The organism is Sporosarcina luteola (assembly GCF_023715535.1).
Lineage (GTDB): Bacteria > Bacillota > Bacilli > Bacillales_A > Planococcaceae > Sporosarcina > Sporosarcina luteola_B.
In genome coordinates this window covers 1-24,084 of record NZ_JAMBOI010000019.1, presented here as the reverse complement: position 1 = coordinate 24,084, position 24,084 = coordinate 1, and the positions used below count along the sequence as shown (strand labels likewise).

Here is a 24,084-nt window from a genome sequence, read left to right as displayed (position 1 = left end):
AAGAGACTTAAAAGTCTATTGGTTCCAAGACGCTGTCCAATATTTCCTGCTGCATTGATTTTAATTGATTCAGTACTGGATCAATGTCATTTTCTCGACTCTGATTATGTTTGGAGAGTTTATTCAAATCAGCTACCAAAGCTTTCAGTTTCTGAGTGGCTTCCATTGCAGCGTCAGTAGATTTATCTTTCAGCATCGAATGAAACACTTCCTGAGCTTCGTTTTGAATGGATTCAATAGCCCTTGTCACGACATCTTGAGCATGACTACGGACAATCAGGGATACTGTATCTTTCTGATCGACCGTTTCCCAAAGGGCATTTTCAAGGATGACAATATCATCAACCTTTACAAATTGTCGCTGATTGATCAATGCCTTCGCTTGTAAGACACTCAACGACTGCTTGAAGCGCCTATCTGATGGACGAATCCCTTCATCCCTTAATTCCATGCGTATTTTAGACAAGGTCTCGTAGATTTCATCAGGAATGGCTACCATGTCCGTGAAGAACTGTAGTTGCACCAATTCTTCCATCGTCATGGACGGCATTGGCTGATGTTGTCCGTCCCCTTTCATCATGGAAACAAAATTCGTTTCATCCGCAATATAGTCAATTTCAAACCGCAACAGGAATCTGTCAAAAAGGGCTTCCAGTCCCTCCCCCTCTTCGGGATACTCATTCGAGGCCCCGATGACTGACATCAACGGAACCTTGACGGGTGATCCATTGTTATAGAAGAGCCTTTCATTAATCAGAGTCAAAAGACTGTTCAGGATAGCACTGTTCGCTTTGAAGATTTCATCCAAGAAAACCAGGTTCGCCTCAGGCATTTTACTGGCTGTGTTTCGCTTGTATACACCTTGTTCAAGATCTTTAAGTGACAGTGGACCGAATACCTCTTCAGGTGTGCTGAACCTTGTAAGAAGCCACTGGAAGTATTCAGTACCTTGCACAATTTTCGCTAACTCTACCGATAAAGCCGACTTAGCAGTACCAGCCGGACCAATCATCAACAAGTGTTGCCGTGACAATATGGCGATTAAAATTGCCTCCACTTCATCTTCCCTTTCGAAGAACTTTGCGTTCAACGCACTTTTGATTTCCTCAAGCTTTGAAAAATTATTCGTCATTGATAATTCATCCCTTCATCTTTTCTTTTACATTGAAAAAGGAAGCGTAATTGACTTTTCAATACCCGCTTCCTTTTATTCATCCATGCTCATCGTTTACCTGTTGGTAAAACAAGTAACGCCTGTTCTTTTAATCGCAACTCGCTTTCTTTAAGTTCATTCGCACGCTCCAATTCATTGGAGATTTTCTTTAAGTGTTCAACTATATCGGTTACATCCTTTTCATAAAACTTCCTACCCATCATCGTCTGAAAGAATTCCGGCATTTTATTCTCCCCCTTTTCAAGATAAATCCGTGACCATCCGAGTGATTTCGGAACGGATCTTCATGATTTTCTGTTCAAGCTGCACTGCCTCGTCTTGAACGATTCCTTTATAGTTTTTATAATTCGCGATGACAGAGTTCGCATTTTCAATGATTTCTTTTACTTGCCCTTTTCTCAGACTTCCGCTTGTTTTACAGTCTTTTATAATGGATTCCAAATGCTCATTCAATTTCGCATTGACCATATTCCGATTGTCGAATGTATTGACGACTGAAATCTTAAACCCTTCGCTATTTTCGAGGGAAGATGTGAATTTAACCAACCTCGCCAATCCTTCGGTGTGCGAATCTGGAACGAAGTATATTCCTCCATTTGGACGAACAGGTGTAGGTGCAAGAGACTGCAGAATTTTATTGACCATGACCCTCAATTGCTGAGCTGAATAATTATCTTTATAGATATTGAATTTCTGCTCTGCTTCCATGCATAGCTCTTTAGCTGTTTCATTCCCGCACAGGAATGTGATTGACTCATTCTTCTTGTCTAACGTAATCACACCGGCTTTGCTGTTATAATCCAGCCTCTTTCCCGCCTGATTCACGGATTCAACAACAATATTCCGTTGCACATAATCCTTATCAGAAAAGACCTCCCTGATCAGATAATTTTCAAATACTCCCGTCTGAGAAGTGGCTTTTCGCGTCTCAATCTCTTTTGTAGCACGTCTGAAGGCATCAGCTGGCCGAATGGCATTTGGCATCCACTCTTCATCCAAACCAAACTGAATCAGACGCTCTTTTAAGTCGGCCGTTTTAATCAATTGTTTTCCTACACTGAACCACATGAGATGACCGAGTACACCCTCTTGGTTTTCATTTTGAACTGCTGTCATGTTCTCAAGATTGATTGACATGATACCAACATCCTTTCATAAATTTTTTTAAAATAGAAAAACGCATTTTGAATAGCACATTGCTAAACAAAATACGTTTTAATATTGTCCTGTTAATTCTTTTCTGCGCCTTATAGACCCTTTCTTCCGGGTTCAAATATTCAAAATAAAAAGCAGATCGACTCCAACATGGATTCAACCGACTTTTAAATATAGTTCACACTGCTAACACAAAAAACGTGTAATTTATTTGCCTAACGGCATGACGAAACGTCCATCAAATTCCACAAAAAAGTGAAATGAAGGCCAATAAATTTGTGTCGAGTCTCTTTCCAACAAATGCAGGAAGTATAACGACTTTCATTATTAGAAACAATGACTTTATAATTTGAACGATGTACATACAGACTATCAAAATCGTTACCTTATCGCAAACTCTCCAAAATAATTGGTCTTTAGAAGCGCATTTATGTTTAGTTCATAAACGCGCCGTAATAAGGAAGATGAACTTAAAGGCATTAGGTTTCCATATCAAGTTCATTCAATATGTTATTTAATTCTTAATTTGAGTTTTGCCTTTTCCAAGGTTCTTCGGTGCTTTCTAACCAATGAGCCCATGCACTGAAACTCCCGTCAAACTGAAAGTAGATTTGTTGTATTTCCGGGAACTTTTTAAAGGTTGCTGAATGTAGTGCTCCAAATAATGATTGTGCTTCGGCACTTGCTGGACTTCCAGCCATGAAGTCTTTAAAATCGATAACTACTGTTCCATTCTCGTCAATCGCAACTCCATTCAATGATTCTTCATTCCCGTATTGGATAGTACCATTTTTAAAAAGCTTTCTAATTTCCTCCTCTAATTCTGGGAAAGGCCTCCCAAACATTTCAGTATCAAACCCAATATTAACCTCTTCCATCTGTTCCTCAATAAAGCTTTCATAATCTTTCCCTAAGGTCACTTTATATAATGCAACATGCTCGTTTTCAGGAATAAGAAGGTAGATCTCATTTTGATCTGTTGCAATGTAATTCTCCACCCTTAGAGGTTTTTCAATAAAGTTTTCTTCTGGAATGCGTACTCCCCCAATCTTATTACCCTTCTTATCAAGTCCAAACACATGTGTCTCTGAAACGGGGGTCATTACAGGTAGAGAAACTGTCTGCATATAAATAATTTGTTCTTCCTTTACGTCTTGTAAAGCTAAATAGGCAAGTGTGAAATCCGAGAATAAGGCAAGTTCAGTTCGTTCACTTTCATCATTGAGTACTACTATTCTTTCCTTACGATTCACCTGCTTAATTTGAAAAGGCAGCTCCTGATCCTCTATCAAACTGACTGTTTTTAGGTCGACAAATTTTTCTTGGTTTTGACTTACAATAATTTCATTGTTCTCTATTTCAACTAAAGAGTCCGGGAAAAACAAATCTAATTGTGATAAATCATAGGTCTTTGTTAGTTCTCCATCGGATCGGTATTGATGCACCACTTTTTCTACAGCGTTCAATATATATATTTCTTCGTCTTGTGTGACCAATATATCATTCAAATCACCAATTATATTTTGATCGTTTTGAACGGAAAATGACCGAGTAGTTCCGCCACTCTTAATCACGACCTGAGACTTTTCTTCATCTAAGAGATATAAGGTTCCATGCCTCATATCAAAGCTACTAACAGGGTTCATGCCTTGAGTAGAAAAACCGATTTCCCCTTCCCCATACCCGTATTTGATGGTGTCCACCAATTCAATGTTAGAGGATTCTTCTATAGTATATGCATGTGTTTCTTCTTTTTCGGATTGAGAAGTTAAAATGAGTAAAGGCAATATAACAATGATCGCTGCAGCTGCTAACAGTGGAACTAACTTCACTCTAGTTTTTCTCCTTTTTCCATCCATCCTGAGTTTAGTGTGCAATTCGTTAACAAACTCTTGACTTGGCGCTATATCAGGTCGATCTTTAATTGGTCGAAGCAGCTGTTTAGCCTCTTGAGTTAGATTTTCGGTCTTTTTCACCGTAATTCACTCCTTCCACTACTTGTAGTTCCTTTTTCAAAACCTTTACAGCACGATAAAAGTCTACTCGCACCTTTAACTCTGTACAATTCAAGATATCGGCCGTCTCTTTTGTTGTCATATCCTGAATACCCCGTAAAATAAGCAAACTGCGATAATGGGGTTTTATTTTTAATAATGCACTTTGAATTTCCTGCCATTGCTCCTTTATAAGGAGATGTTCATACAAGGAATCCTCGTTGTTGTTCGTGATTTTTTCTAGTAGTTCTGGTAATGCGGATTTCAGCTTCTTTTTTCGCAAATGATCGATTGCCGTGTGACGCGCTATCGAAAGTAACCAATACTTCGCACGAGTGTCATCTCTCAGCATGTGGCTATTTCGTATTGCTTTCAAAAAGGTTTCCTGTGTTATATCTTCTGCATCCTGTTTGTTACTGGAAAAGTATAAAGAGAAATGATAAATATCCACATGAAATTCTCTATATAAATCCTCTATATCTAACCCTTTACTCACTTTCATCCCTCCTTACTAAACAAGTCGTTTCCAAGTCGATTTTGTTTCAATTATTCAAATTTTATTTTTAACGAGCTTACAAACGGTGGTGACCACTAAGCTGCTTCTCAAACCAGCTCTTAACCAACCTGGCCATTAGTTCAACAAAAAAAAGAGTTGCCAATGGCAACCCATACGATCAGACCTCTGATTTTCCGCAAACTTGCCCTTTAGCTTACCAAGGAACACTAATTTATAAGCTTGGACTAATATATTCTCCTGTTGAAACATTAATCCCGCTCCTTTCATTTTTGTCGGTCATTATTTCACCTATCACTCGTCCCCGACATATTAAGTCCTCGTAAAGAAAATCTAAGCAATTGGATCAAGTCAAATATATAATAATTCGAGTCTTCCTAACTCTCTCTCTAAATTCGAGACTGGTTGTCCAGGTACAAACTTTATTCCAGATTTCAAAGAGTCTTGTATCTGTTTATTAATATTGACAGTATCACAAAAGTAGATTATCTCGTCAACAAATCGTTCAACTTCATCATTACGCTTAATAATATTAATATTAAAAGCTTTTCCGACATGTTTTTCTTTTATTTCTAATCCCCACTCATATAGTTCTTCGGCTTTTTTCATCACCTGCACCCTTTCAGTTTAATTGTTACTTGAAGTATTTATATATTTCTATAATTACTTGATGTAACTTAAACCTGTGATTCTCACTATCATTAACGCTATCCAGAACAAATGTATCTCCATCGCTAAATGAAATTGTCATTAATGATGAGTTTCTATTCTTATGAGATATGTTGATCTTTGCCACACTGCTAAGGCGTCTGTCTTCAATATTGATAAATCCTTCTTTCAGAAAACTGACGATACGTATTTTGTCCTTTGATAAGAATAGTAGCTGGGTTTCTTCTAGTGGCTTTTCTTTGAAAAGATAATTTTTCGGATAAAAATACAGAATTTCATCCTCACATATTAATTCTTGCATGGAATACTGCTGGTCTTCTACGTATGAATTCATGAAACTTAATTCTTGCAAACTTTTTAAAAACTCTTGATATGTTATTTCATACAACTACTTCCACCTCCCACTGACACTTTTCGCCAAGAAGTGTGAAAACCCCTCTTATTTTGTAATAAAAAAATACCCAACAAAGCGTTCCACGGATTCCAACGCACTTCTCATTATAGAGAACGGGGTGTTCAACTACATTTTGCTGTATTAATTGTAAATCTGAATTAACGAGTTCCCTGTCGGCTTGATGTAATACCTTCATCAGTTTTCCCATACTTATTTCTTGACCCTATTTCAGAATGTAAAATTATCTTTCACGTAACGAAATCGACATATAAGCAATATATAGCCACTCTCATTCTCTCCTTCCTTGGTCGAGATACAGATGTTTATAATCCTCTTCTAATTGCTCGGTTATAGAATTATGTCCATGCAGGCACTCTTGGTTTTTTTTAACGCAAGAGCACCCACCCTCCCAATTTACCAGAAGAAGTATTCATTGATTCACCCTTTTCAACAGTGCAGAAGAGTATGCAAAAAGGTGAAAATAAATCCTCGACTTAAAAATAAAGTTCGTAATTGTACACATTTACGAACACTGTGTTCGAAATGAAATGCATCGTGAAAATCAGTTCGTAAATATATAAAAACACTTTTCGAACGTTCACTCGCTTATTTGCGACTTTCCGAACATAATTATACAATTAAGAAACAAACGTTCTTAAAGGAAGTGAACAAAATTGGAATCTAGAAAATTCGGTTATGTTCGCGTTAGCGCAAAAGATCAAAATGAAAATCGACAAGTAGAATCGATGTTAGAAATCGGTATTGAAAATCGCGATATTTTCGTAGATAAACAGTCGGGGAAAAACTTTGAACGAGAAAACTATCAATTAATGAAAAGAATGATGAGGAAAGGTGATACTCTTTATATTCACTCGCTTGATCGATTTGGCCGTAATAAGGAATACATTCTAAATGAGTGGAAAGAGCTGACTAAGGTAATCGGCGCTGATATCGTAGTATTAGATATGCCCCTGTTAGATACGACAAAGCATAAGGACAGTATTGGGACATTTATTTCCGATCTCATTCTTCAGGTTCTTTCTTGGATTGCAGAAGATGAACGGGAACGTATTCGAAAACGGCAGCGTGAAGGAATTGATTCAGCCCTTACGAATGGCGTTAGATTCGGACGGCCATCAATCGAAATAACGGATGAATTCATTCAGGCTTATGATAAATGGCATGCTGGGGAAATTACAGCAGTTAAAGCGATGGAGAAAGCCGACATGAGGAAAACATCTTTTTATAAGATGGTGAAAGTGTATAAAGAGTTGTTATGAATTTAAAGCAACAAATTAAAATTAATGAAAGGGATATTCAACAAGAGTTCAACTCCCGTTCAATATCCCTAACCTTCGATAGCCTAACACCAAACCAGCTATTTTTTCCGCCAGATCAAGTTTAGCTTAAGCTTCAACAAGTCTTTTGGTCTTTGTCTCTTCAGTGAAGATTTTCCGGTATCGCTCCTCGGAACCGAGCACTTTCTTGTCAACATCATCAATTACAATCTGCTCTTGCTCAAACAAATAGAAAACACGGCCGAGCACAACGTCCTTCCGGCACAGTTGCAATCGTCCGCCTACTACCTCGACGGGAATACCCACCGCCGCCAATGCCTTTTCCGCCTTCACAATATCATTAACAGTAATTTGATAGCACACTTGCTCAAACTCCGCCATATTTTCCTGAATCAAATTCCCCTTCTTCAGGAATAAAATCGATGACGTCACACGGTCAATTTCCGCGAGATTATGAGAGGACAACAATATAGCCGTCCCTTCCTCACGCAATGCAAGCAGCAATTCACGTACTCGAATTGCGCTCGTCGGGTCGAGTCCGTTGAGCGGCTCATCCAAAATCATCAGCTTCGGCTTGTTCACGACAGCCATCGTGAGCAGCAAATGCTGTTTCATTCCAAGCGAATAATTCTTCACTTTCTTATTCAAATAACTCGTAATGCCGATACGGTCAGCCGTAGCCAGCAGCTGCTTTTTCGACAGCCCCTGTGCATCGCAAATGAATTGAAGGTGATCATACCCCGTCAAATAATCGTAGAGCACCGTATTATCCTGCATGAATGAAATCTCACGGAAAATATTCGGGTCCCCATTGCTTTTTCCAAGGACAGTCACTTCTCCTTTATTCGGAGGCAGCAAATTCGTTATGATGTTCATCAACGTCGACTTCCCCGACCCATTCGGCCCAACGAGCGCAATAATCTGCGGCTCCTCAATCACAAACGTAATCCCCTTCAACACCTGTTCTTTTCCATACGATTTGTGTACGTTTTTTACAGATAAAATCATGTCCATTCCCCCAAGCAAATTTCAAATTCGACTTGTCTACAATATGCCCACCCGCACAGTTTTTCCATTACGCGCGGGCCGTTTTTTATTGATCTATGGATATGAGCTGAGACCTATTATTACAATATCGCCCTATATCAGTTTCATTCTCTTAAAACTAATCACACCGCATCCCATTATCATGATGGTTCCGATTAATAACACGCATATCCCTAAATTGGAAGTAATAAAGGCATTGTTTGCTAATGTGGCCGCTTCGCCATTTACAATATTAGCTACATTTAAATACGTAAACGGTAACAAATGAGCAATAGAAGCAAGCGGTGAACTTGCACTTGCCGCCGCTCCCCCCACAAGGATAACGGATGTAACAAGCAACGAGACAATCGTATTGTTAAAGAATAGTGAAATCAAAAAGGAAAGTGCCAGAACAAATAATGTCACCCCTATGAATAGGATCGAGGATTCAACTACATATCGTCCCATATTGATAAAATGGAACCCGCCTTCCTCGGCGACGATACCTGTATAATTTGCTGCTCTCAGAACACTTTCCGGATCGTAATGGAGTACCGGGAAGTTCCAATCACCAAAACGTTTGCCGATTGTGCCGAGGAGGGTCATGAATAATAATGCAAACCCTGCTGTGAGAAATCCCGCCAGAACGAATAAAACCATCTTACTCAAATACTGCACGCTTTTTGGCAGAGGTTGTGTAGCTATCAATGATATTGTCCGCTGTTTCCCTTTTTCTTCTGTAAAACCAATACCGAAAAACAAAATAAAAACCGCTAATAACACCAGAAATATATTCGAATTATAAAAGGTGTACAAATAAAATAAACCAGTACTGTCTATTTTCAAGGTACTTCGATTCCACTCTAACTTATCCATCGGATTCGGGAAACGATCATGGATGGTTGAAATATACTCAAGGTTGAAAACCGGTTGCAAATCACGTTCTGCAAGTAGCTCTTTTTCTGCTACGCTCGCTTTATTTGTAAAATCACTTATACCTATACGTTCTGTTGGTCTGTTATCTACGACTCCAACCGTGTTATGAGTTTTTTTCACACCAGCACCAGAGAGGTTTCTTTCGATCCATAAATCATAATAAGTGGGCCAATCTTGTTTATCATAAGCTTCAAGTTCCCCTTGAAAAGCTTCTCTGTTCACTTCATTATAATTTACAAAAGTACGATAAGTGGTTAAAAAACTTTGCGATATCATTATCGAAGCTTTCTGTTCCTCAGTTGGATTTTTGACATCTTTCAGATCCTTTAATGTCTCTTCTAACTCATCAATTTTTGCTAGATATTCAGCGTCTTTGGCCTTGCTCCAGGAGATAGCTTCCTCCAAAGTTTTCATGCGATTAACTTGTTTTTGTTCAGCTGTATAGTTCAATACAATAAATCCAGCGATGATAGAAATCAAAAGGAGTAGAAACATTTGTTTTATTCTTTTTTGGCGTCTAACCTTTCTAAGTTCAAATATAACTAATCCCCATACAAGTTGTTTTGCTTTCAACGTTTTACCTTTTCGAAATGGGGATAGTGCCGGATTATCTGTTCTAACCGATAATCCCTTCACTTCTATTAAATAGGAAACCACCAATAAAAAGAATCCATATCCGATTACGACCACTGAATAATAGAAGTGTCCCAATAGTTCGGTTCTTTCAATTAATTCTCCAAAACGGAAATAAAAGAATGGGTTAATGGCGCTTTGAAGCCACCCGATTTGTTCCGTTAGAATAACTGCACCAGTTATAAAAAGTAAGCTTGATAATAGAGTCAAGAAGCGCTGTCTCAGTAAGGAACTAAAGAAGATAACAAGACAGAAGGCGAAAAAGGAGACAATCATAAAAAGATAGATATGTTTTATCATATATTGAAATATCGTGATATAACTAAATCCGTCATTATGTAAAATCAATATTGGATAATGGATGCTTCCTATCTTTCCCCCTGCTAACTGCGGAATCAGTAAAGCAACTACGACAAATAAGACCAGCCCCGATACAGCTGCCACCATCACGCTTATCAGTTTACTGACAAGGATACTCAATCTCCTTAATGGCTGCGTGTACAATGTCCTGATCGTTTGCTGTTCCATCTCCACTATAAAAAGATCACCGAATAACAGAATTAAAAACAATATGCCATAAAGGCTTAAAAACAGGGAAGCTGCCTGTTTCAAAAAATTAAATGACGACAAGGAATAAAACGTATCCTCGTATGGCAAATTCAAGTCTACCAAGATTCGAGTCTTCTCGATATCCTGTTCTAATTGCTCTTCTTCATGATCTCCATATTTGTAGCCATAGCTATTCTGTTGAACGATTGTTTGAAGGAATCTCTGTTTAATTAGCGGAATTGAATCCCAATCACGTTGACGGATAGCTTCCTCCCATTCATTCACCGTCTTATTCATGGCTACCATATTATCGTAGCCTTCTTGGACGCTATCCGTCATGCCAACTTCCGAAACTTTATTATCGTAGTCTTGCCTCAACATATTTGCTGCTTGTATGTTAGGCTCAAGCTCCTTAAAAGCCCGTTTGGCAATCTCCTCTTGCATCAATACATTTGAGTAGAAACCGCTTCCAATACAAACGACTGTAATTAGTGAAAAAAGTAGAAACAACTTTTTACGCCAAATCTTTTTTAATTCGAATCGCAATAGTTTCATTAATAACCCCACCTATATTTAAATACGAAACTAGCGGGGTTACTTATTGAAACACTCTCATAACCCCGCTAATAGGCCAAGTAATATTTTCTCTAGATCATGTCCCTATCGGCGCATTTTTATAAACCCTTCCTGCATATAGGGCGTGATATTTTCCATCTACATAATCAAAACTGACTCTAGAAATATAACCTTTATAAAACCCATCATCATAGTAGTAATTAAGGGGAGGGGAACTAGTAAATTGTACTACTATCGTTACAAACTGTTCATCCTGCAGTATTTCACTAGTAGTAGCTTCGCTTGCGTGCGCATAGCTTGCAGGCATACCGATGAACAGCGTAAACATCGCCGCGAGACTAAGGACGGTGGAAAGAATTAATTTCTTCATCTTAGCATTAGCTCCTTTTAATTAGTTTGCTAGGTATATGGCCAATGTACCTAAGTCTATTATTTGTCAGAAAAGATAGACTGTCAATATGATTTACTTGGGAAAATAGCGACTCAAAAGCCGAAAAATTAGTGATTAACTTTCCTCCTTTCCTAAAGTATTAGGTAAAATATTACACTAATTCCGTTTATCGTATGATATAATTAATAGTATATTTAGAAAACCGGGGGGGGGGGGGAGCAAAAGTGAGTGTCGGCCATTTAGTCAAGATAGAGAGACAACGTCAAGATATGAAACAAGAGGTTTTGGCACAAGGCATCTGTTCTGCCTCTTATTTAAGTAAAATCGAAAATGGTACCGCCATCCCAAGTGATCAAATTCTGCAATTACTCTTTACTCGGCTTAAGATTGTTTCAGTAGCTGATCAAACCGAAGCGAAGCTAACTGAAATACTAGATCAATTTAAAAGGATTGTTGACCAACGGGATCGAACATCTGCTAGTTTACTGCTTAAAGAAATGAATGCACTATCTTTAAACGCCAGTCTCAATAGTATCGATTTTATTCTGATGGAAACTCGTCTATTGTTGTTCGATGAGCAACCTTCCCCTATTGTTGAAAAGAATATTGTAATATTAAATTCCGTAGTGAATGAAATGTCTGGAAAACAAAAATTTCATTTTTATCTTATAAAAGGAATACAAGCCTATAATGAAAATCATTTTTCATTTTCTTTATCCCTATTTAGTAAAGCTGAGACGTTTTGTGTAAAATTTAATGCTGAAGATTGGGAGACGGCGGAACTTCATTATGTCCTATCGCTTGCCTCTCTATCAGATTACCGTGATTTTACAGCAATTGAATATGCACAAAAAGCACTTGCATATTTTAACTCGAAGATGATAATTTCACGTTCCATTAGCTGTTTAATTATCATTGGACTCGCAAAGAAACGTATTGGTAATATTACCGAAGCCATAACAATTTTCAAAGAAGCATTGGAAGTGTTAGAAAATAGCGACACTTCTTTTCATATAGAAACAATAGAACATAATTTAGGTATTTGTTTCTCGTTAATGAATGATGAAAAACTTGCTTTGCAATACTTTATTTCAGCTATTAACAAGAAGAAACATGCGAATGATAAAATAGTGACCGCCATTGCCATTTTAAAAGAGTATTACAAGACGGGAAATCTTGATGAAGCCGCAGTTTGGTTAGAAACTTGCTTATCTATGCTAAACCAAGTTACAAGAAATGAAATTCATTATAAGCATCACCTTATCGTTTATGAGACATTATTGTTTGGTTCTGATGACTTTTACCAAGCTTTTCAAAATGTACTGGACTATCTAAGTGAGTCGAATAACTATTATCATTGTTTTATTTACTGTAATTTACTTTCCAAAAAACTGGCCGAGAAAAATGAATATAAAAAGGCCACTGTATATTACGAGAAAGCTTTTAATTATTATTTAAAACATAAAAAAATTAATCACTGGGGGGATTTATATTGAAGCGTTTTGTTGTTTTTCTTTTAGTTTGCATCCTATTTTACAATCTCAACACTCCCGAATCTTTTGCTACTTGGGAGGACAAGCCACCGATAACATCGCCAGATAATCCACATAATATTTTTAAATAATTTAACTGACAAACGAAAACAGCCTACCCGTACTTGTTCATTCAGTTCTCAGAAAACAAAGAACGACCTTAAACGCTGTCACATCAACGTTTGAGGCCATTCTCTTTACTTCTTAACGTGTTCAGTTTTTACTTAAATACGTCCCAGGAGGGATTCGAACCCCCGACCCACAGCTTAGAAGGCTGTTGCTCTATCCAACTGAGCTACTGAGACAAGCTCGTTTAGCAACAATTGATTGCCAACGACAAACTTTATTATAGGCAGGCTCGCTGGAAAAGTCAACACTAATTTGCGATATTTTTCATATCCGCTGTAATTATGGTTTCCATGTCCATGTTTTTGAAGTAAATCCGATAACTGTCATCCCATTCAATTTCTGCAAAGGTAGGCTGCTTGCCCGCCCTTGGAAGCAATGTGCTTCCTGGATTGACAAATAATATCCCTTCCGTCAATTCAGCCGCATATGAGTGGGAATGGCCGAACAGTACGATGTCCGCACCGAGTTCCTGCGCTCCGTAATACAAAGGCAGCATTGTCCGTTTGACGTCATGCTCATGTCCATGCACCATCCAAATCTTCTTGCCGCCCACTTCAACGATGACCGAATCCGGAAAACGTAGATCCCTATCACAGTTTCCCTTCACGATATGGATAGTATGCAATAGCGGATCGTCCCATGACAATTCACTGTCACCACAATGAAAAACGGCATCCGCTTGCAACGCGGAAACGGTCTTCACCGTTTCCTTATCGCCATGCGAATCACTCATCACAATGATCTTCATTGCCCTTCACCCAATGAACCCAATAGCTGCGGCAAATGCTCTTTCAACTGTCGAAGAGCTGCACCCCGATGGGATATCTGCCCTTTTTCATTAGGTGTCAATTCAGCCATCGCTTTTCCTTTGACCGGCGAATAAAAAATCGGATCATAACCGAAACCGTTCGTACCTCTTCGCTCTTCGAGAATCAACCCTTCACAGCTTCCCGAAAACGTGACAGTCTCCATACCCGGCCCTGCGACGGCGAGGACGCACCGGAACCGTGCCGTACGTTTCTCCTCTGGCACTCCCTGAAGCTTTGACAGCACTTTGTCTATATTCGCTTCGTCACTCTTCGGCTCACCCGCATAACGTGCAGAATAGACGCCTGGAGCCCCTTGCAGCCTATCGATTTCCAGTCCACTATCATCCGAGATGACCGTAATGCCTAAAAGTTTAGAGACAGTCTCGGCCTTCAAGACTGCGTTTTCCTCGAAAGTGACACCTGTCTCTTCAACATCGATGTCCTGTTCCAAGTCGTTCAATGTTTGAACTTCAAAACCGTATGGGCTAAAAAGCGTTTCAAAATCCTTCGCTTTCCCTTTATTGTTCGTCGCAATCAATATCTTCTTCATCGTTCTTCGTCACCCTTTCCGCCAATAAGCGCACCGATTTCGCCTAGCGCTTCTTTTTGGATGCCGATCAGCCGCTCTATGCCTGTTTCCGCAAGTTCGACGAGAGCATTCATTTCTTGCCTCGTGAACGTCGCTTCCTCGCCTGTTCCCTGCAATTCGACAAATTCCCCCGCGCCCGTCATGACGACGTTCATATCGACAGCGGCCGTTGAATCTTCCGGATAATCTAAATCAAGGATCAAATCACCTTCAACCGTCTTACCTACACTGATTGCGGCCAAGTAGTCTTTAATCGGAAAGCGGCTAAGTTCCTTCTCCTTCGCCAATTTGGAGACAGCGATGCTCGTTGCAACAAACGCCCCTGTAATGGCCGCTGTACGAGTTCCTCCATCCGCTTGGATTACATCGCAATCAATCCAGATTGTACGTTCCCCAAGAGCACCAAGATCGGTTACAGCACGCAGAGCGCGTCCGATCAACCGTTGGATTTCCATCGTCCTGCCGCCAACTTTTCCACGTGAGGATTCCCGTTGAGTCCGCTGGCCAGTAGCACGAGGGAGCATGGAGTATTCAGCCGTCACCCAGCCTTGTCCACTTCCTCTAAGAAAAGGTGGAACCCTTTCCTCAATAGACGCAGTGCAAATCACTTTCGTATTTCCGAAAGAGATCAAAACTGATCCTTCGGGATGAATCAGATAATCCGTTTCGATCGTCACTGGCCTTCCCATCTCTGCAGTTCTTCCATCATGCCTCATATTGGATACACCCTCCACAAAATTCAATTCAGCATCCATCTTACCACACTCATTTTCGCCATAGCAAAAACCCGGTTGCCTTTATTGGCAGCCGGGCTTCCCTAGTACGATATGTCTGACGTCGGGATTTTCGATGCCGAGCCAATCGGATGCAATCGATTTAAACCCTTCCATTTGTCCTGTAGTGTAAAAAATCGGATCTTTCGGTCTTCCGGAGTTGTTCCCTAGATCGAATCTAGCCAACGTATTCTCCACATCCCGAACCGTCTCATATGCAGATGAGACAATATTCACACCTGCGGGCAGCTGTTCCTGGATTTGATCGTGCAGAAGTGGATAATGCGTACAGCCTAAAATGGCCGTGTCGAACTTTAAATGTACTATTGGCTCCAACGATTTTTTCATAACTGGTCGAATGTCGATTTGTTTGTATTGACCACTTTCAACAAGAGGAACAAACTCTGGACAAGCTAGCGGAATAATTTCTGCCCCCTCCGAAATAGAGGAGATGGCATATTCATAAGCCTTGCTTTTAATCGTGCCGACCGTACCTAAGACTGCGATTCTCCCGGTAGATGATACTTGCACTGCCGCCCTTGCTCCCGGTTCAATTACTCCCAACACGGGAAAAGGGAATCGTTCACGCAACAAATCCAGCGTCACCGCTGTAGCCGTATTGCAAGCGACAACAAGCATTTTGATGCCCATACCTGCAAGTGCTGTAGCCATCTCCATCGTAAATTCCTTCACTTCTTCTACTGAACGTGGCCCATATGGACAACGCGCATCATCGCCAATATAAATAATGGTTTCATCGGGTAAAAATTGTGCCATTTCTTTTACGACGGTCAATCCGCCGACACCGGAATCAATGACCCCGATCGGTGCTTCATTCCAAATCTTCAATCCTTGATCATCTCTTTGTGCAGTTTTGTCAACAATCGGGAAAACTCGTTTATTTCCACCTCTGAAAAATCTTCGAGAACTGCATTTAAATAATTTCGTCGTTTGTCGATCACTTCTTCGATGATGCGTTCACCCTCGCCTAATAAATGAATGCGTACGACACGGCGATCCTGTTCATCACGCACCCTCTTCACGAGTTTGTTATTTTCCATGCGATCGACAAGATCTGTCGTCGTGCTGAACGCCAGATACATTTTATTCGACAAATCGCCGATCGTCATGTCCCCATGCTCAAACAACCATTGCAACGCAATGAATTGGGGAGGTGTAATCGTATAATTGCTTAAAATTTTACGGCCCTGCTGTTTAATGATTCCAGATATATATCGGAGTTCCTTTTCCATCCGAGCAATGTTCTCGGTGCCTTCAAGACTCATTGCGTTCTGTTCCGCCACATATACCAGCTCCCTGAAAACGAATACTGTTTACTTATTGTCACCTTTTTCGTCATATAACGCAACAGTTTAAGGAGGATAATAAGTATTTGTTTATTTCAGGAAGCTGAGCATATTCATGTGTATGACGGTTCATAACAAGTCAGGTATCAAGGAACGACAATAGATTTTCTTAATTCAGTTTCAGTTCCCCTAATCGCAACAATTCGACAATCGCTTGAGCCCTTCCGGATACTCCTAATTTCTGAATGGTATTCGAAATATGATTCCGGACGGTTTTTTCGCTAATGCCGAGCCGTCCTGCGATTTCCTTCGTCGTATGATCATCTACAAGTAGATTAAAGATTTCTCGCTCCCTTGCTGTAAGCAAAGAACGGTTTTTCATTTCTCCTGTCAAGACGCGCCCCCTCCTATCCACGTTCACTTTACAATATGTGAAGATGGTTTAGGCTGTGCCGGCTGGTTCATCATTTCACAAGGAAAAACCGGATTTTTGGTCACTTTTCCAAGGAACCGATTTGCCTGTTGTCCTATCTATTTGTACAATCGTTCCTCTTCCAGTAAATACGATTTCGCCCTTTGCGTTTTTCGCCATATAATGAATGTCGACTGAGCTGTTTCCTATTGATGCAGCTTTGACATAAATCGACAATTGTTCATCGAAGAATACTTGTTTCATATAGTCGCATTGGAGATCGGCAACGACTGGTATTGTTGTTCCGTTCGGATCAAGCCAGTCAACCATGTGACCGACATGCTTTAAATATTCGATTCGTGCATATTCAAAATATGCGAAGGTAACTGTGTTGTTTAAATGGCCGTACATATCCGTTTCTGAAAAACGCACGGATACTGGTACTGAAAATGTGAACTCTTCCATCCACTGTTTCATGTTATCGATATATGTAATTCTCAACTATCCCACTCCCTTTTTAAAAATGAATGAACATTCATTCTTTTATTATAGCAAATAGCGTGTAAACATCCAATAGAATACCGGATTTCAAATTAATACAGCTGACTTTGGACGTAGGATAGCCCGGTTTGGACGCTCAGGCGGCTGCTTTGGACGCGGAATGCCTCGGTTTGGACGCGCGACCCGTTGCTTTGGACGCGGAATGCCTCGGTTTGGACGTGCGACCCGCTGCTTTGGACGCGGAACGGCTCGGTTTGGACGCGAGCGTACTTTATGACAAAAAAAGAACTGTCACAGAAAGTCAGTTTCGACTTTCTGGACAGTTCTTTTAAACGATTGTAATCAGTCAACCATATGGTCGCTTCCGAAGAAGTTTTTAAACATTTGTACTGTTGTTGCGCGGTTCATCGCAGCGATGGACGTTGTCAAAGGAATTCCTTTCGGACATGCGACGACACAGTTTTGTGAGTTACCGCATTCACCGATTCCTCCGTCGGACATTATTGTTTCCAGACGCTCATCTTTGTTCATCGCACCAGTTGGATGCGAGTTGAAAAGGCGTACTTGGGACAATATTGCAGGTCCGATGAAGTTCGTTTTGTCGTTGACATTCGGGCAAGCCTCTAGGCAGACACCGCATGTCATACATTTGGACAATTCGTAAGCCCATTGGCGTTTACGTTCAGGCATACGAGGACCTTCGCCTAAATCGTATGTTCCGTCGATCGGAATCCAAGCTTTGATTCGTTTCAGGGAATCAAACATGAATTCACGGTCAACAACAAGGTCACGCACAACCGGGAATGTTCTCATCGGCTCTAGGCGGATCGGCTGTGTAAGCTGATCGACCAAAGCTGTACAGGATTGGCGAGGGCGTCCGTTGATCACCATTGAACATGCGCCGCAAACTTCTTCAAGGCAGTTCATGTCCCAATTGACTGGCGTCGTTTTCTTCCCGTCGGCATTCACCGGGTTACGACGAATCTCCATGAGGGCCGAAATGACGTTCATATTCGGTCTGTATGGGATTTCAAAGCTTTCCATATATGGTTTTGAATCAGGAGTATCTTGTCGCTGAATTTCAAATTTGACCGTTTTTCCTGCAGTTGGCTGTTCAAGGACAGCTGTTGTTTGCTCAGTCACTTATGTCAATCTCCTTTCTTCGCTGAATAGTCACGTTTACGCGGCGGAATCAAGGATACATCCACTTCTTCATAAGAAAGGATCGGCGCAGATTTTCCGTCGAATTCTGCGATGGTCGTTTTCAAGAAGTTTTCGTCGTCACGGTTCGGGAAGTCCGGTTTGTAATGTGCACCACGGCTCTCATTACGATTCAGCGCTCCCAAAGTGATGACTCGTGCCAAGTATAGCATGTTTTTCAACTGGCGAGTGAATGTCGCGCCTTGGTTTGACCATTGTTGCGTATCCACAATATTGATGTTTTCGTAGCGTTCAAGAAGCTCTTGGATCTTGTAGTCCGTTTCTTGCAACTTATCGTTGTAACGGACAACCGTTACGTTATCTGTCATGATTTCGCCGAGTTCCCTATGCAGAATATATGCATTCTCGTTGCCATCCATCTTTAACGTATCGTCCCATTTTTGCTGTTCGTCTTTCACTGCAGATTCAAACAATGTTGACGGTAGCTCATCTGCAGTGCGTTTTACGTTACGCATATACTTGACCGCTTCCGGACCTGCAACCATTCCGCCATAAATGGCAGATAGCAAGGAGTTCGCTCCAAGACGGTTCGCACCATGCTGGGAGTAATCACATTCGCCAGCTGCAAATAGACCGGGAATATTCGTCTGCTGCTCGTAATCGACCCAGAGCCCGCCCATTGAGTAATGGACCGCAGGGAAGATTTTCATTGGCAATTTGCGAGGATCATCACCAGTGAATTTCTCATAGATTTCAATGATGCCGCCCAGTTTGATATCAAGCTCTTTCGGATCTTTATGGGAAAGGTCAAGATAAACCATGTTTTCTCCGTTGATGCCCAATTTCTGGTTTACGCAGACATCGAAAATTTCACGTGTCGCAATATCACGCGGTACCAAGTTACCGTAATCAGGATATTTCTCTTCAAGGAAGTACCATGGCTTACCGTCTTTATACGTCCAAATACGGCCACCTTCACCACGAGCGGATTCACTCATAAGACGGAGTTTGTCGTCTCCCGGGATTGCAGTCGGGTGAATTTGGATGAATTCACCATTCGCATATTTAGCCCCTTGTTGATACACTATCGAAGCTGCGGAACCAGTATTGATTACTGAGTTTGTCGATTTACCGAAGATGATTCCAGGTCCGCCAGTCGCCATAATGACTGCGTCTCCCGGGAACGCCTTGATTTCCATGGACTGCATGTTCTGCGCTTTGATCCCACGGCAAATTCCTTCTTCATCCAAGATTACGCCAAGGAATTCCCAGTGCTCATACTTCTGAACAAGACCCGCCACCTCATGACGGCGAACTTGCTCGTCCAATGCATATAGAAGTTGTTGGCCTGTCGTAGCGCCAGCAAATGCTGTACGGTGATGCAACGTTCCGCCGAAACGACGGAAATCCAATAATCCTTCAGGTGTGCGGTTAAACATGACACCCATCCGGTCCATCAAGTGGATGATCCCGGGAGCCGCCTCTGCCATCGCTTTGACAGGAGGTTGGTTCGCTAGGAAGTCCCCGCCATATACAGTGTCATCAAAGTGGATTGCAGGCGAGTCGCCCTCACCTTTCGTATTCACTGCGCCGTTAATGCCGCCTTGTGCACAAACGGAGTGGGAGCGTTTTACCGGAACGAGTGAGAACAGGTCTACCCCGACCCCTTCTTCCGCAGCTTTGATAGTTGCCATCAAGCCGGCAAGTCCGCCACCGACGACAATCAATCTGCCTTTTGCCATTATTGTTTCACTCCTCAAATTTTACATATACTTGTAATTCAGGAACTAGATTATATTAGACAACGAATGCCAATAATGCTTGTACGCCTATTACGGATAGAACTAAGAATGCTACGATAGTAATGTAAGAAACGATTTTTTGCGAACGTGGCGATTGTGCAATTCCCCACGTAACTGCGAACGACCATAGGCCATTTGCCAAGTGGAATGTCGCTGCCAAAACACCTGCAATATAGAACGCAAGCATGAATGGATTAGAAAGGATCTCTTCCATCATGTTGAAGTTCACTTCTGCCCCAAGTGCTTTTTGGATTCTCGTTTCATAGATATGCCACGCTATGAAAACGACTAGGAAAATGCCTGTTACACGTTGCAACATGAACATCCAGTTACGGAATGTACCGTAACGCTGAACATTATTTTTCGCAGTGAAAGCTATGTACACACCATAAAACGCATGGAACATTAACGGAATATAGATAATGAACCATTCCAAGAACAGGACGAACGGCAAGCTCCCCATGAAATTGGATGCGTTATTGAACGCTTCTTCACCGCGCGTTGCAAAATGGTTGATGACCAAGTGTTGAGCGAGGAACAACCCAACCGGAATAACTCCGAGCAATGAATGCAGTCGGCGCAAGTAAAAATCTGATTCTCTCGACAAGTCTTTTACCCTCCCTTTTTAAGAGATATGTCCGAAAAGCGTCTTCACTGTTTGTACAAATGATAGACGTTGACGGCATGCCTCTTAATGGTACAATATGATAACATGTTCATTGTACTCCTCACTTTTGAGGAGGTCAAGGTGATGAAGGCTTTTTGAAGACCATTATCAAAAAGTTCAATCCAAGACCCGATTCTCCTGAAAGGACTGCATAATCGTTGGAAAAACTAACTTATGAAACTCCGACACGATTAGGATATGAAATCATAAGGGACCATGTGCTCCCGAACATATTGGGCAACCATGAAGATGAAATCCTTTATTGGTCCGGGAAAGAGATAGCTAGGAAGTTCCCTATTTTTTCGATTGACGAGCTGCCGGATTTCTTCCGGGAAGCCGGATGGGGTCCCCTTATCCCTTATCAAGGCAAAACAGCAAAAGATGAAGCTATGTTCATTCTCGAGCAAAGTGACACAACGTTGCTTAAAAACAGATCTTGCCATCTGGAAGCCGGTTTCATTGCTGAACAATTCCAGAAGTTGAATGGCTTCCTCACTGAATGCTACGGCGAGAAAATCCCAAAAGAGAACCACGTTCGGTTCCTTGTGAAATGGGACTTGAAGACACAAGTATGATTTGTCCAGCTTACTAGCTATCTACTGTTATTAAAGCGGGATTGATAGACATCAAAAAAGGGTCTCATCAGCAATTGATGAGAGCCCTTTTTCATTTCTCCTTTTTGAAATACTCCATCACCGATTCGGCAACCTTCATTGGAAGCCCTGCATCGTTCAATTCCGCGGCTGTTGCTTCCCGTATTTTCTTAACAGAACCGAAATGCTTAAGCAACTGCTGTTTCCGCTTTGGTCCGACACCAGGCAATCCATCTAAAACAGAGGTCAAAGAATTGGTATCCCTGCGTTTCCTATGGAATGTTATGACGAACCGATGCACTTCATCTTGTATTCGCTGAAGAAGATAAAATGCTTCACTCGTCCGTTTCAACGGGACGACCTCCACTGGATTACCATATAGCAATTGGGCAGTCTGGTGCTTGTCGTCCTTGGCGAGACCGGCAATCGGAATGGACAAACCGAGTTCATCCTCGACCACTTCACGGGCGATTTCCATCTGCCCTTTCCCGCCATCGATGATGATCAGATCCGGCAATGGCAGATTATCTCTCAATACCCTTACATACCGTCTTCTGATCACTTCCCGCATTGCTCCATAATCGTCATGAGCTGCGGCTGTCTTCGTTTTGTATTTCCTGTAATCTTTGCGGTTCGGTCTCCCGTCTATGAATGAAACCATGGCGGATACGGGATCTACACCCCCGGTATGGGAGTTGTCGAACGCTTCAATCCGCAAGGGGGTCGAGATCCTCATCGCCTCTCCCAGATCTTCACAAGCACCGATCGTCCTTTGTTCCTGGCGTTCAATGAGTTGGAATTTTTCACGCAAAGAAATCTCAGCGTTTTTATTCGATAATTTCACGAGATCCTTTTTCTTCCCACGTTGCGGGATGAATACATTCACGTTTAACAGTTGGTGAACAATTTCCTGGTCGATCCCTTCAGGCAGTAATATTTCCTTCGGCAGAAGGTGGCCGGTCTTACCGTAAAACTGACCGATGAACGTCAACATCTCCTCCTCAGGGTCCTGATACAAAGGGAAAATGGAAACATCCCTTTCAATCAATTTGCCTTGCCGCACGAAAAACACTTGGACGCACATCCATCCCTTTTCAACCGCATAGCCGAATACGTCCCGATCAGTGAAGTCATTCATCATCATCGTCTGTTTCTCCATGACCGCTTCAATATTGACAATTTGGTCCCGGTATTCTTTCGCACGCTCAAATTCCAGATTCTCAGCAGCTGCAGACATTTTCTCCGTCAACTCACTCTTCACGCTCTTATAGCCGCCATTCAGGAAACGGCTTATGTCGTCCACCATTTCCTTGTATGTTTCCTCTTTGATTTCATTCACACATGGAGCGAGGCATTGGCCCAAATGGTAGTACAGACAAACCCGGTCGGGCAGTTGGTGGCATTTGCGGTAAGGATATAATCGATCCAACAGCTTCTTCGTTTCATGCGCCGCTGTGGCATTCGGATAGGGGCCGAAATACTTGCCTTTATCCTTTTTAAGTTGTCTCGTTACAATCAGTTTTGGATGCCGCTCAGAGGTGATTTTTAAATATGGGTACGTCTTGTCATCCTTCAGCATGATATTGTATTTCGGGTCATACTGTTTAATGAGGTTCAGCTCTAGAATGAGCGCCTCGATGTCAGATGATGTGACAATATATTCAAAGTCCTCGATTTCCCCGACGAGGCGCTGTGTTTTGGCGTCATGGGATCCTGTGAAATAACTGCGGACCCTATTTTTCAGTATTTTTGCCTTGCCAACGTATATGATCGTGCCTTGACGGTCCTTCATCAAGTAGCAGCCGGGCAAGTCCGGCAGCAGGGACAGTTTATGTTCTATTTGTTCTTTCATCATTCTCACCTACCAAAAAAACCGGGTTCCAATGAAGGTTCCCGGTTTTCAAGTAATCCATTACGCGTGTTTTTCAATCAGTTCAGCAAGTTGTTCTTTCGGTTGGAAACCGACAACTTTGTCGACAATTTCCCCGTCTTTGAAGAGGACAAGTGTCGGAATTGACATGATGCCGTATTCGCCGGCAGTTGCTTGGTTTTCGTCAACGTCGACTTTAACGATTTTCGCTTTACCGTTCAGTTCGCCGTCGAGTTCTTCCAATACAGGAGCGATCATTTTGCAAGGTCCGCACCATGTTGCCCAGAAGTCAACAAGGACGAGGCCGTCTTTTGTTTGTTCTTTAAAGTCTTGGTCAGTTGCATGAAAAATAGCCATTTGATTATTTCCTCCTTTAGTAAATCCAACTATGATTGCATTATATCACGGGGGATAGTGACGGGCTAAACATCTGCTTCTATTAATCGCTTTCCGTTTCAGGCGGACGCTTTCTTACCTGTAGTCAAGTGTTTTACTAGATTTTCTCACTGCTTGAATGAAGGTGTAGGGTCCTGTCAATATACTGTTGCTTTCCGTTCCGGCGCTCGCTTTCCGCGGGCATGGCTTGAGCCTCCTCGGTCGCGAAAGGCGTGCGGCCTGCGGGGTCTCAAG

The 24,084-nt window shown here is 41.6% G+C and carries 26 protein-coding genes and 1 tRNA gene; 4 read left to right on the top strand and 23 right to left on the bottom strand.

The features are described 5' to 3' along the window. Positions 1 to 7: 7 nt before the first annotated feature. The 7 genes from M3191_RS17740 to M3191_RS17710 form a co-directional block, all read right to left on the bottom strand. Positions 8 to 1,132, bottom strand: coding sequence for an AAA family ATPase (locus M3191_RS17740; protein ID WP_251701664.1), 1,125 nt, complete (start codon positions 1,130 to 1,132; stop codon positions 8 to 10). Positions 1,133 to 1,221: 89 nt separating this feature from the next. Next, complete coding sequence (locus M3191_RS17735; protein ID WP_251701663.1) at positions 1,222 to 1,398, bottom strand: hypothetical protein; 177 nt, start codon at positions 1,396 to 1,398, stop codon at positions 1,222 to 1,224. Positions 1,399 to 1,414: 16 nt separating this feature from the next. Continuing rightward, positions 1,415 to 2,311, bottom strand: a complete 897-nt coding sequence (locus M3191_RS17730) for a DUF6744 family protein (protein WP_251701662.1) — start codon at positions 2,309 to 2,311, stop codon at positions 1,415 to 1,417. Between the two features lie 539 nt (positions 2,312 to 2,850). Beyond that, the gene (locus tag M3191_RS17725) at positions 2,851 to 4,305 is read right to left on the bottom strand and encodes a GerMN domain-containing protein (protein WP_251701661.1); all 1,455 of its coding nucleotides are present in this window, start codon (positions 4,303 to 4,305) and stop codon (positions 2,851 to 2,853) included. Next, on the bottom strand, positions 4,271 to 4,819 hold the full coding sequence (locus tag M3191_RS17720) for an RNA polymerase sigma factor (protein WP_251701660.1): 549 nt from the start codon (positions 4,817 to 4,819) through the stop codon (positions 4,271 to 4,273). Before M3191_RS17720 ends, M3191_RS17725 begins: the two co-directional genes overlap by 35 nt. A gap of 369 nt (positions 4,820 to 5,188) precedes the next feature. Further along, positions 5,189 to 5,446 (bottom strand): hypothetical protein, encoded by a 258-nt coding sequence (locus M3191_RS17715; protein ID WP_251701659.1) that lies wholly within the window; start codon positions 5,444 to 5,446, stop codon positions 5,189 to 5,191. 25 nt (positions 5,447 to 5,471) lie between these two features. After that, entirely contained in the window at positions 5,472 to 5,894 is a 423-nt protein-coding gene (locus M3191_RS17710) for a DUF3908 family protein (RefSeq protein WP_251701658.1), read from the bottom strand. A gap of 680 nt (positions 5,895 to 6,574) precedes the next feature. On the opposite strand from M3191_RS17710, the gene M3191_RS17705 reads away from it, so the two are divergent. Further along, positions 6,575 to 7,180 (top strand): recombinase family protein, encoded by a 606-nt coding sequence (locus tag M3191_RS17705; RefSeq protein WP_251701657.1) that lies wholly within the window; start codon positions 6,575 to 6,577, stop codon positions 7,178 to 7,180. Between the two features lie 126 nt (positions 7,181 to 7,306). Here the strand turns inward: M3191_RS17705 and M3191_RS17700 are convergent, their stop codons facing one another. The 3 genes from M3191_RS17700 to M3191_RS17690 all read right to left on the bottom strand — a co-directional run bounded on the left by M3191_RS17700 (position 7,307) and on the right by M3191_RS17690 (position 11,288). Then, positions 7,307 to 8,206, bottom strand: a complete 900-nt coding sequence (locus M3191_RS17700; protein WP_251701656.1) for an ABC transporter ATP-binding protein — start codon at positions 8,204 to 8,206, stop codon at positions 7,307 to 7,309. A 132-nt stretch (positions 8,207 to 8,338) separates the two neighbouring features. Beyond that, on the bottom strand, positions 8,339 to 10,897 hold the full coding sequence (locus M3191_RS17695) for an ABC transporter permease subunit (protein ID WP_251701655.1): 2,559 nt from the start codon (positions 10,895 to 10,897) through the stop codon (positions 8,339 to 8,341). A 97-nt stretch (positions 10,898 to 10,994) separates the two neighbouring features. After that, complete coding sequence (locus M3191_RS17690) at positions 10,995 to 11,288, bottom strand: hypothetical protein (RefSeq protein WP_251701654.1); 294 nt, start codon at positions 11,286 to 11,288, stop codon at positions 10,995 to 10,997. Positions 11,289 to 11,533: 245 nt separating this feature from the next. Between M3191_RS17690 and M3191_RS17685 the strand changes: the two genes are divergently transcribed. Beyond that, positions 11,534 to 12,805, top strand: a complete 1,272-nt coding sequence (locus M3191_RS17685) for a helix-turn-helix domain-containing protein (RefSeq protein ID WP_251701653.1) — start codon at positions 11,534 to 11,536, stop codon at positions 12,803 to 12,805. Between the two features lie 267 nt (positions 12,806 to 13,072). On the opposite strand, the gene M3191_RS17680 is transcribed toward M3191_RS17685, so the two are convergent. The 8 genes from M3191_RS17680 to M3191_RS17645 form a co-directional block, all read right to left on the bottom strand. Further along, positions 13,073 to 13,146: transfer RNA gene (locus M3191_RS17680), tRNA-Arg, on the bottom strand. Between the two features lie 71 nt (positions 13,147 to 13,217). Beyond that, a complete protein-coding gene (locus tag M3191_RS17675; RefSeq protein WP_251701652.1) occupies positions 13,218 to 13,718 on the bottom strand; it encodes a metallophosphoesterase in 501 nt (166 codons plus the stop codon). Further along, a complete protein-coding gene (locus M3191_RS17670; RefSeq protein WP_251701651.1) occupies positions 13,715 to 14,329 on the bottom strand; it encodes an XTP/dITP diphosphatase in 615 nt (204 codons plus the stop codon). Before M3191_RS17670 ends, M3191_RS17675 begins: the two co-directional genes overlap by 4 nt. Continuing rightward, positions 14,326 to 15,084, bottom strand: coding sequence for a ribonuclease PH (rph, locus tag M3191_RS17665; protein ID WP_251701670.1), 759 nt, complete (start codon positions 15,082 to 15,084; stop codon positions 14,326 to 14,328). The genes M3191_RS17670 and rph overlap by 4 nt, the downstream gene beginning before the upstream one ends. Positions 15,085 to 15,165: 81 nt before the next feature. After that, entirely contained in the window at positions 15,166 to 15,990 is an 825-nt protein-coding gene (racE, locus tag M3191_RS17660; protein ID WP_285853442.1) for a glutamate racemase, read from the bottom strand. Continuing rightward, the gene (locus tag M3191_RS17655) at positions 15,987 to 16,427 is read right to left on the bottom strand and encodes a MarR family winged helix-turn-helix transcriptional regulator (protein WP_251695256.1); all 441 of its coding nucleotides are present in this window, start codon (positions 16,425 to 16,427) and stop codon (positions 15,987 to 15,989) included. Before M3191_RS17655 ends, racE begins: the two co-directional genes overlap by 4 nt. A 190-nt stretch (positions 16,428 to 16,617) precedes the next feature. Continuing rightward, positions 16,618 to 16,830, bottom strand: a complete 213-nt coding sequence (locus tag M3191_RS17650) for a helix-turn-helix domain-containing protein (protein WP_251627222.1) — start codon at positions 16,828 to 16,830, stop codon at positions 16,618 to 16,620. A gap of 87 nt (positions 16,831 to 16,917) precedes the next feature. After that, complete coding sequence (locus M3191_RS17645; protein WP_251701650.1) at positions 16,918 to 17,361, bottom strand: acyl-CoA thioesterase; 444 nt, start codon at positions 17,359 to 17,361, stop codon at positions 16,918 to 16,920. Positions 17,362 to 17,489: 128 nt separating this feature from the next. Here M3191_RS17645 and M3191_RS17640 point away from each other — a divergent pair, with 128 nt between their 5' ends. Beyond that, positions 17,490 to 17,693 (top strand): hypothetical protein, encoded by a 204-nt coding sequence (locus M3191_RS17640; RefSeq protein WP_251701649.1) that lies wholly within the window; start codon positions 17,490 to 17,492, stop codon positions 17,691 to 17,693. 10 nt (positions 17,694 to 17,703) lie between these two features. On the opposite strand, the gene sdhB is transcribed toward M3191_RS17640, so the two are convergent. The 3 genes from sdhB to M3191_RS17625 are packed head-to-tail and all read right to left on the bottom strand — an operon-like array spanning position 17,704 to position 20,931. Further along, the gene (gene sdhB / locus M3191_RS17635) at positions 17,704 to 18,504 is read right to left on the bottom strand and encodes a succinate dehydrogenase iron-sulfur subunit (RefSeq protein WP_251701648.1); all 801 of its coding nucleotides are present in this window, start codon (positions 18,502 to 18,504) and stop codon (positions 17,704 to 17,706) included. Between the two features lie 5 nt (positions 18,505 to 18,509). Then, positions 18,510 to 20,264: a succinate dehydrogenase flavoprotein subunit gene (sdhA, locus tag M3191_RS17630; RefSeq protein WP_251701647.1), complete on the bottom strand. Its 1,755-nt coding sequence runs from the start codon at positions 20,262 to 20,264 to the stop codon at positions 18,510 to 18,512. 55 nt (positions 20,265 to 20,319) lie between these two features. Next, positions 20,320 to 20,931 carry a succinate dehydrogenase cytochrome b558 subunit gene (locus tag M3191_RS17625; protein ID WP_251701646.1) on the bottom strand — a complete coding sequence of 204 codons (612 nt, stop codon included), beginning with the start codon at positions 20,929 to 20,931 and terminating at the stop codon, positions 20,320 to 20,322. Between the two features lie 218 nt (positions 20,932 to 21,149). On the opposite strand from M3191_RS17625, the gene M3191_RS17620 reads away from it, so the two are divergent. Beyond that, a complete protein-coding gene (locus M3191_RS17620; protein ID WP_251701645.1) occupies positions 21,150 to 21,566 on the top strand; it encodes a DUF2507 domain-containing protein in 417 nt (138 codons plus the stop codon). 91 nt (positions 21,567 to 21,657) lie between these two features. On the opposite strand, the gene uvrC is transcribed toward M3191_RS17620, so the two are convergent. Next, entirely contained in the window at positions 21,658 to 23,436 is a 1,779-nt protein-coding gene (gene uvrC / locus M3191_RS17615; RefSeq protein ID WP_251701644.1) for an excinuclease ABC subunit UvrC, read from the bottom strand. 60 nt (positions 23,437 to 23,496) lie between these two features. Continuing rightward, positions 23,497 to 23,811, bottom strand: a complete 315-nt coding sequence (trxA, locus tag M3191_RS17610; RefSeq protein ID WP_251701643.1) for a thioredoxin — start codon at positions 23,809 to 23,811, stop codon at positions 23,497 to 23,499. Between the last annotated feature and the right edge of the window lie 273 nt (positions 23,812 to 24,084).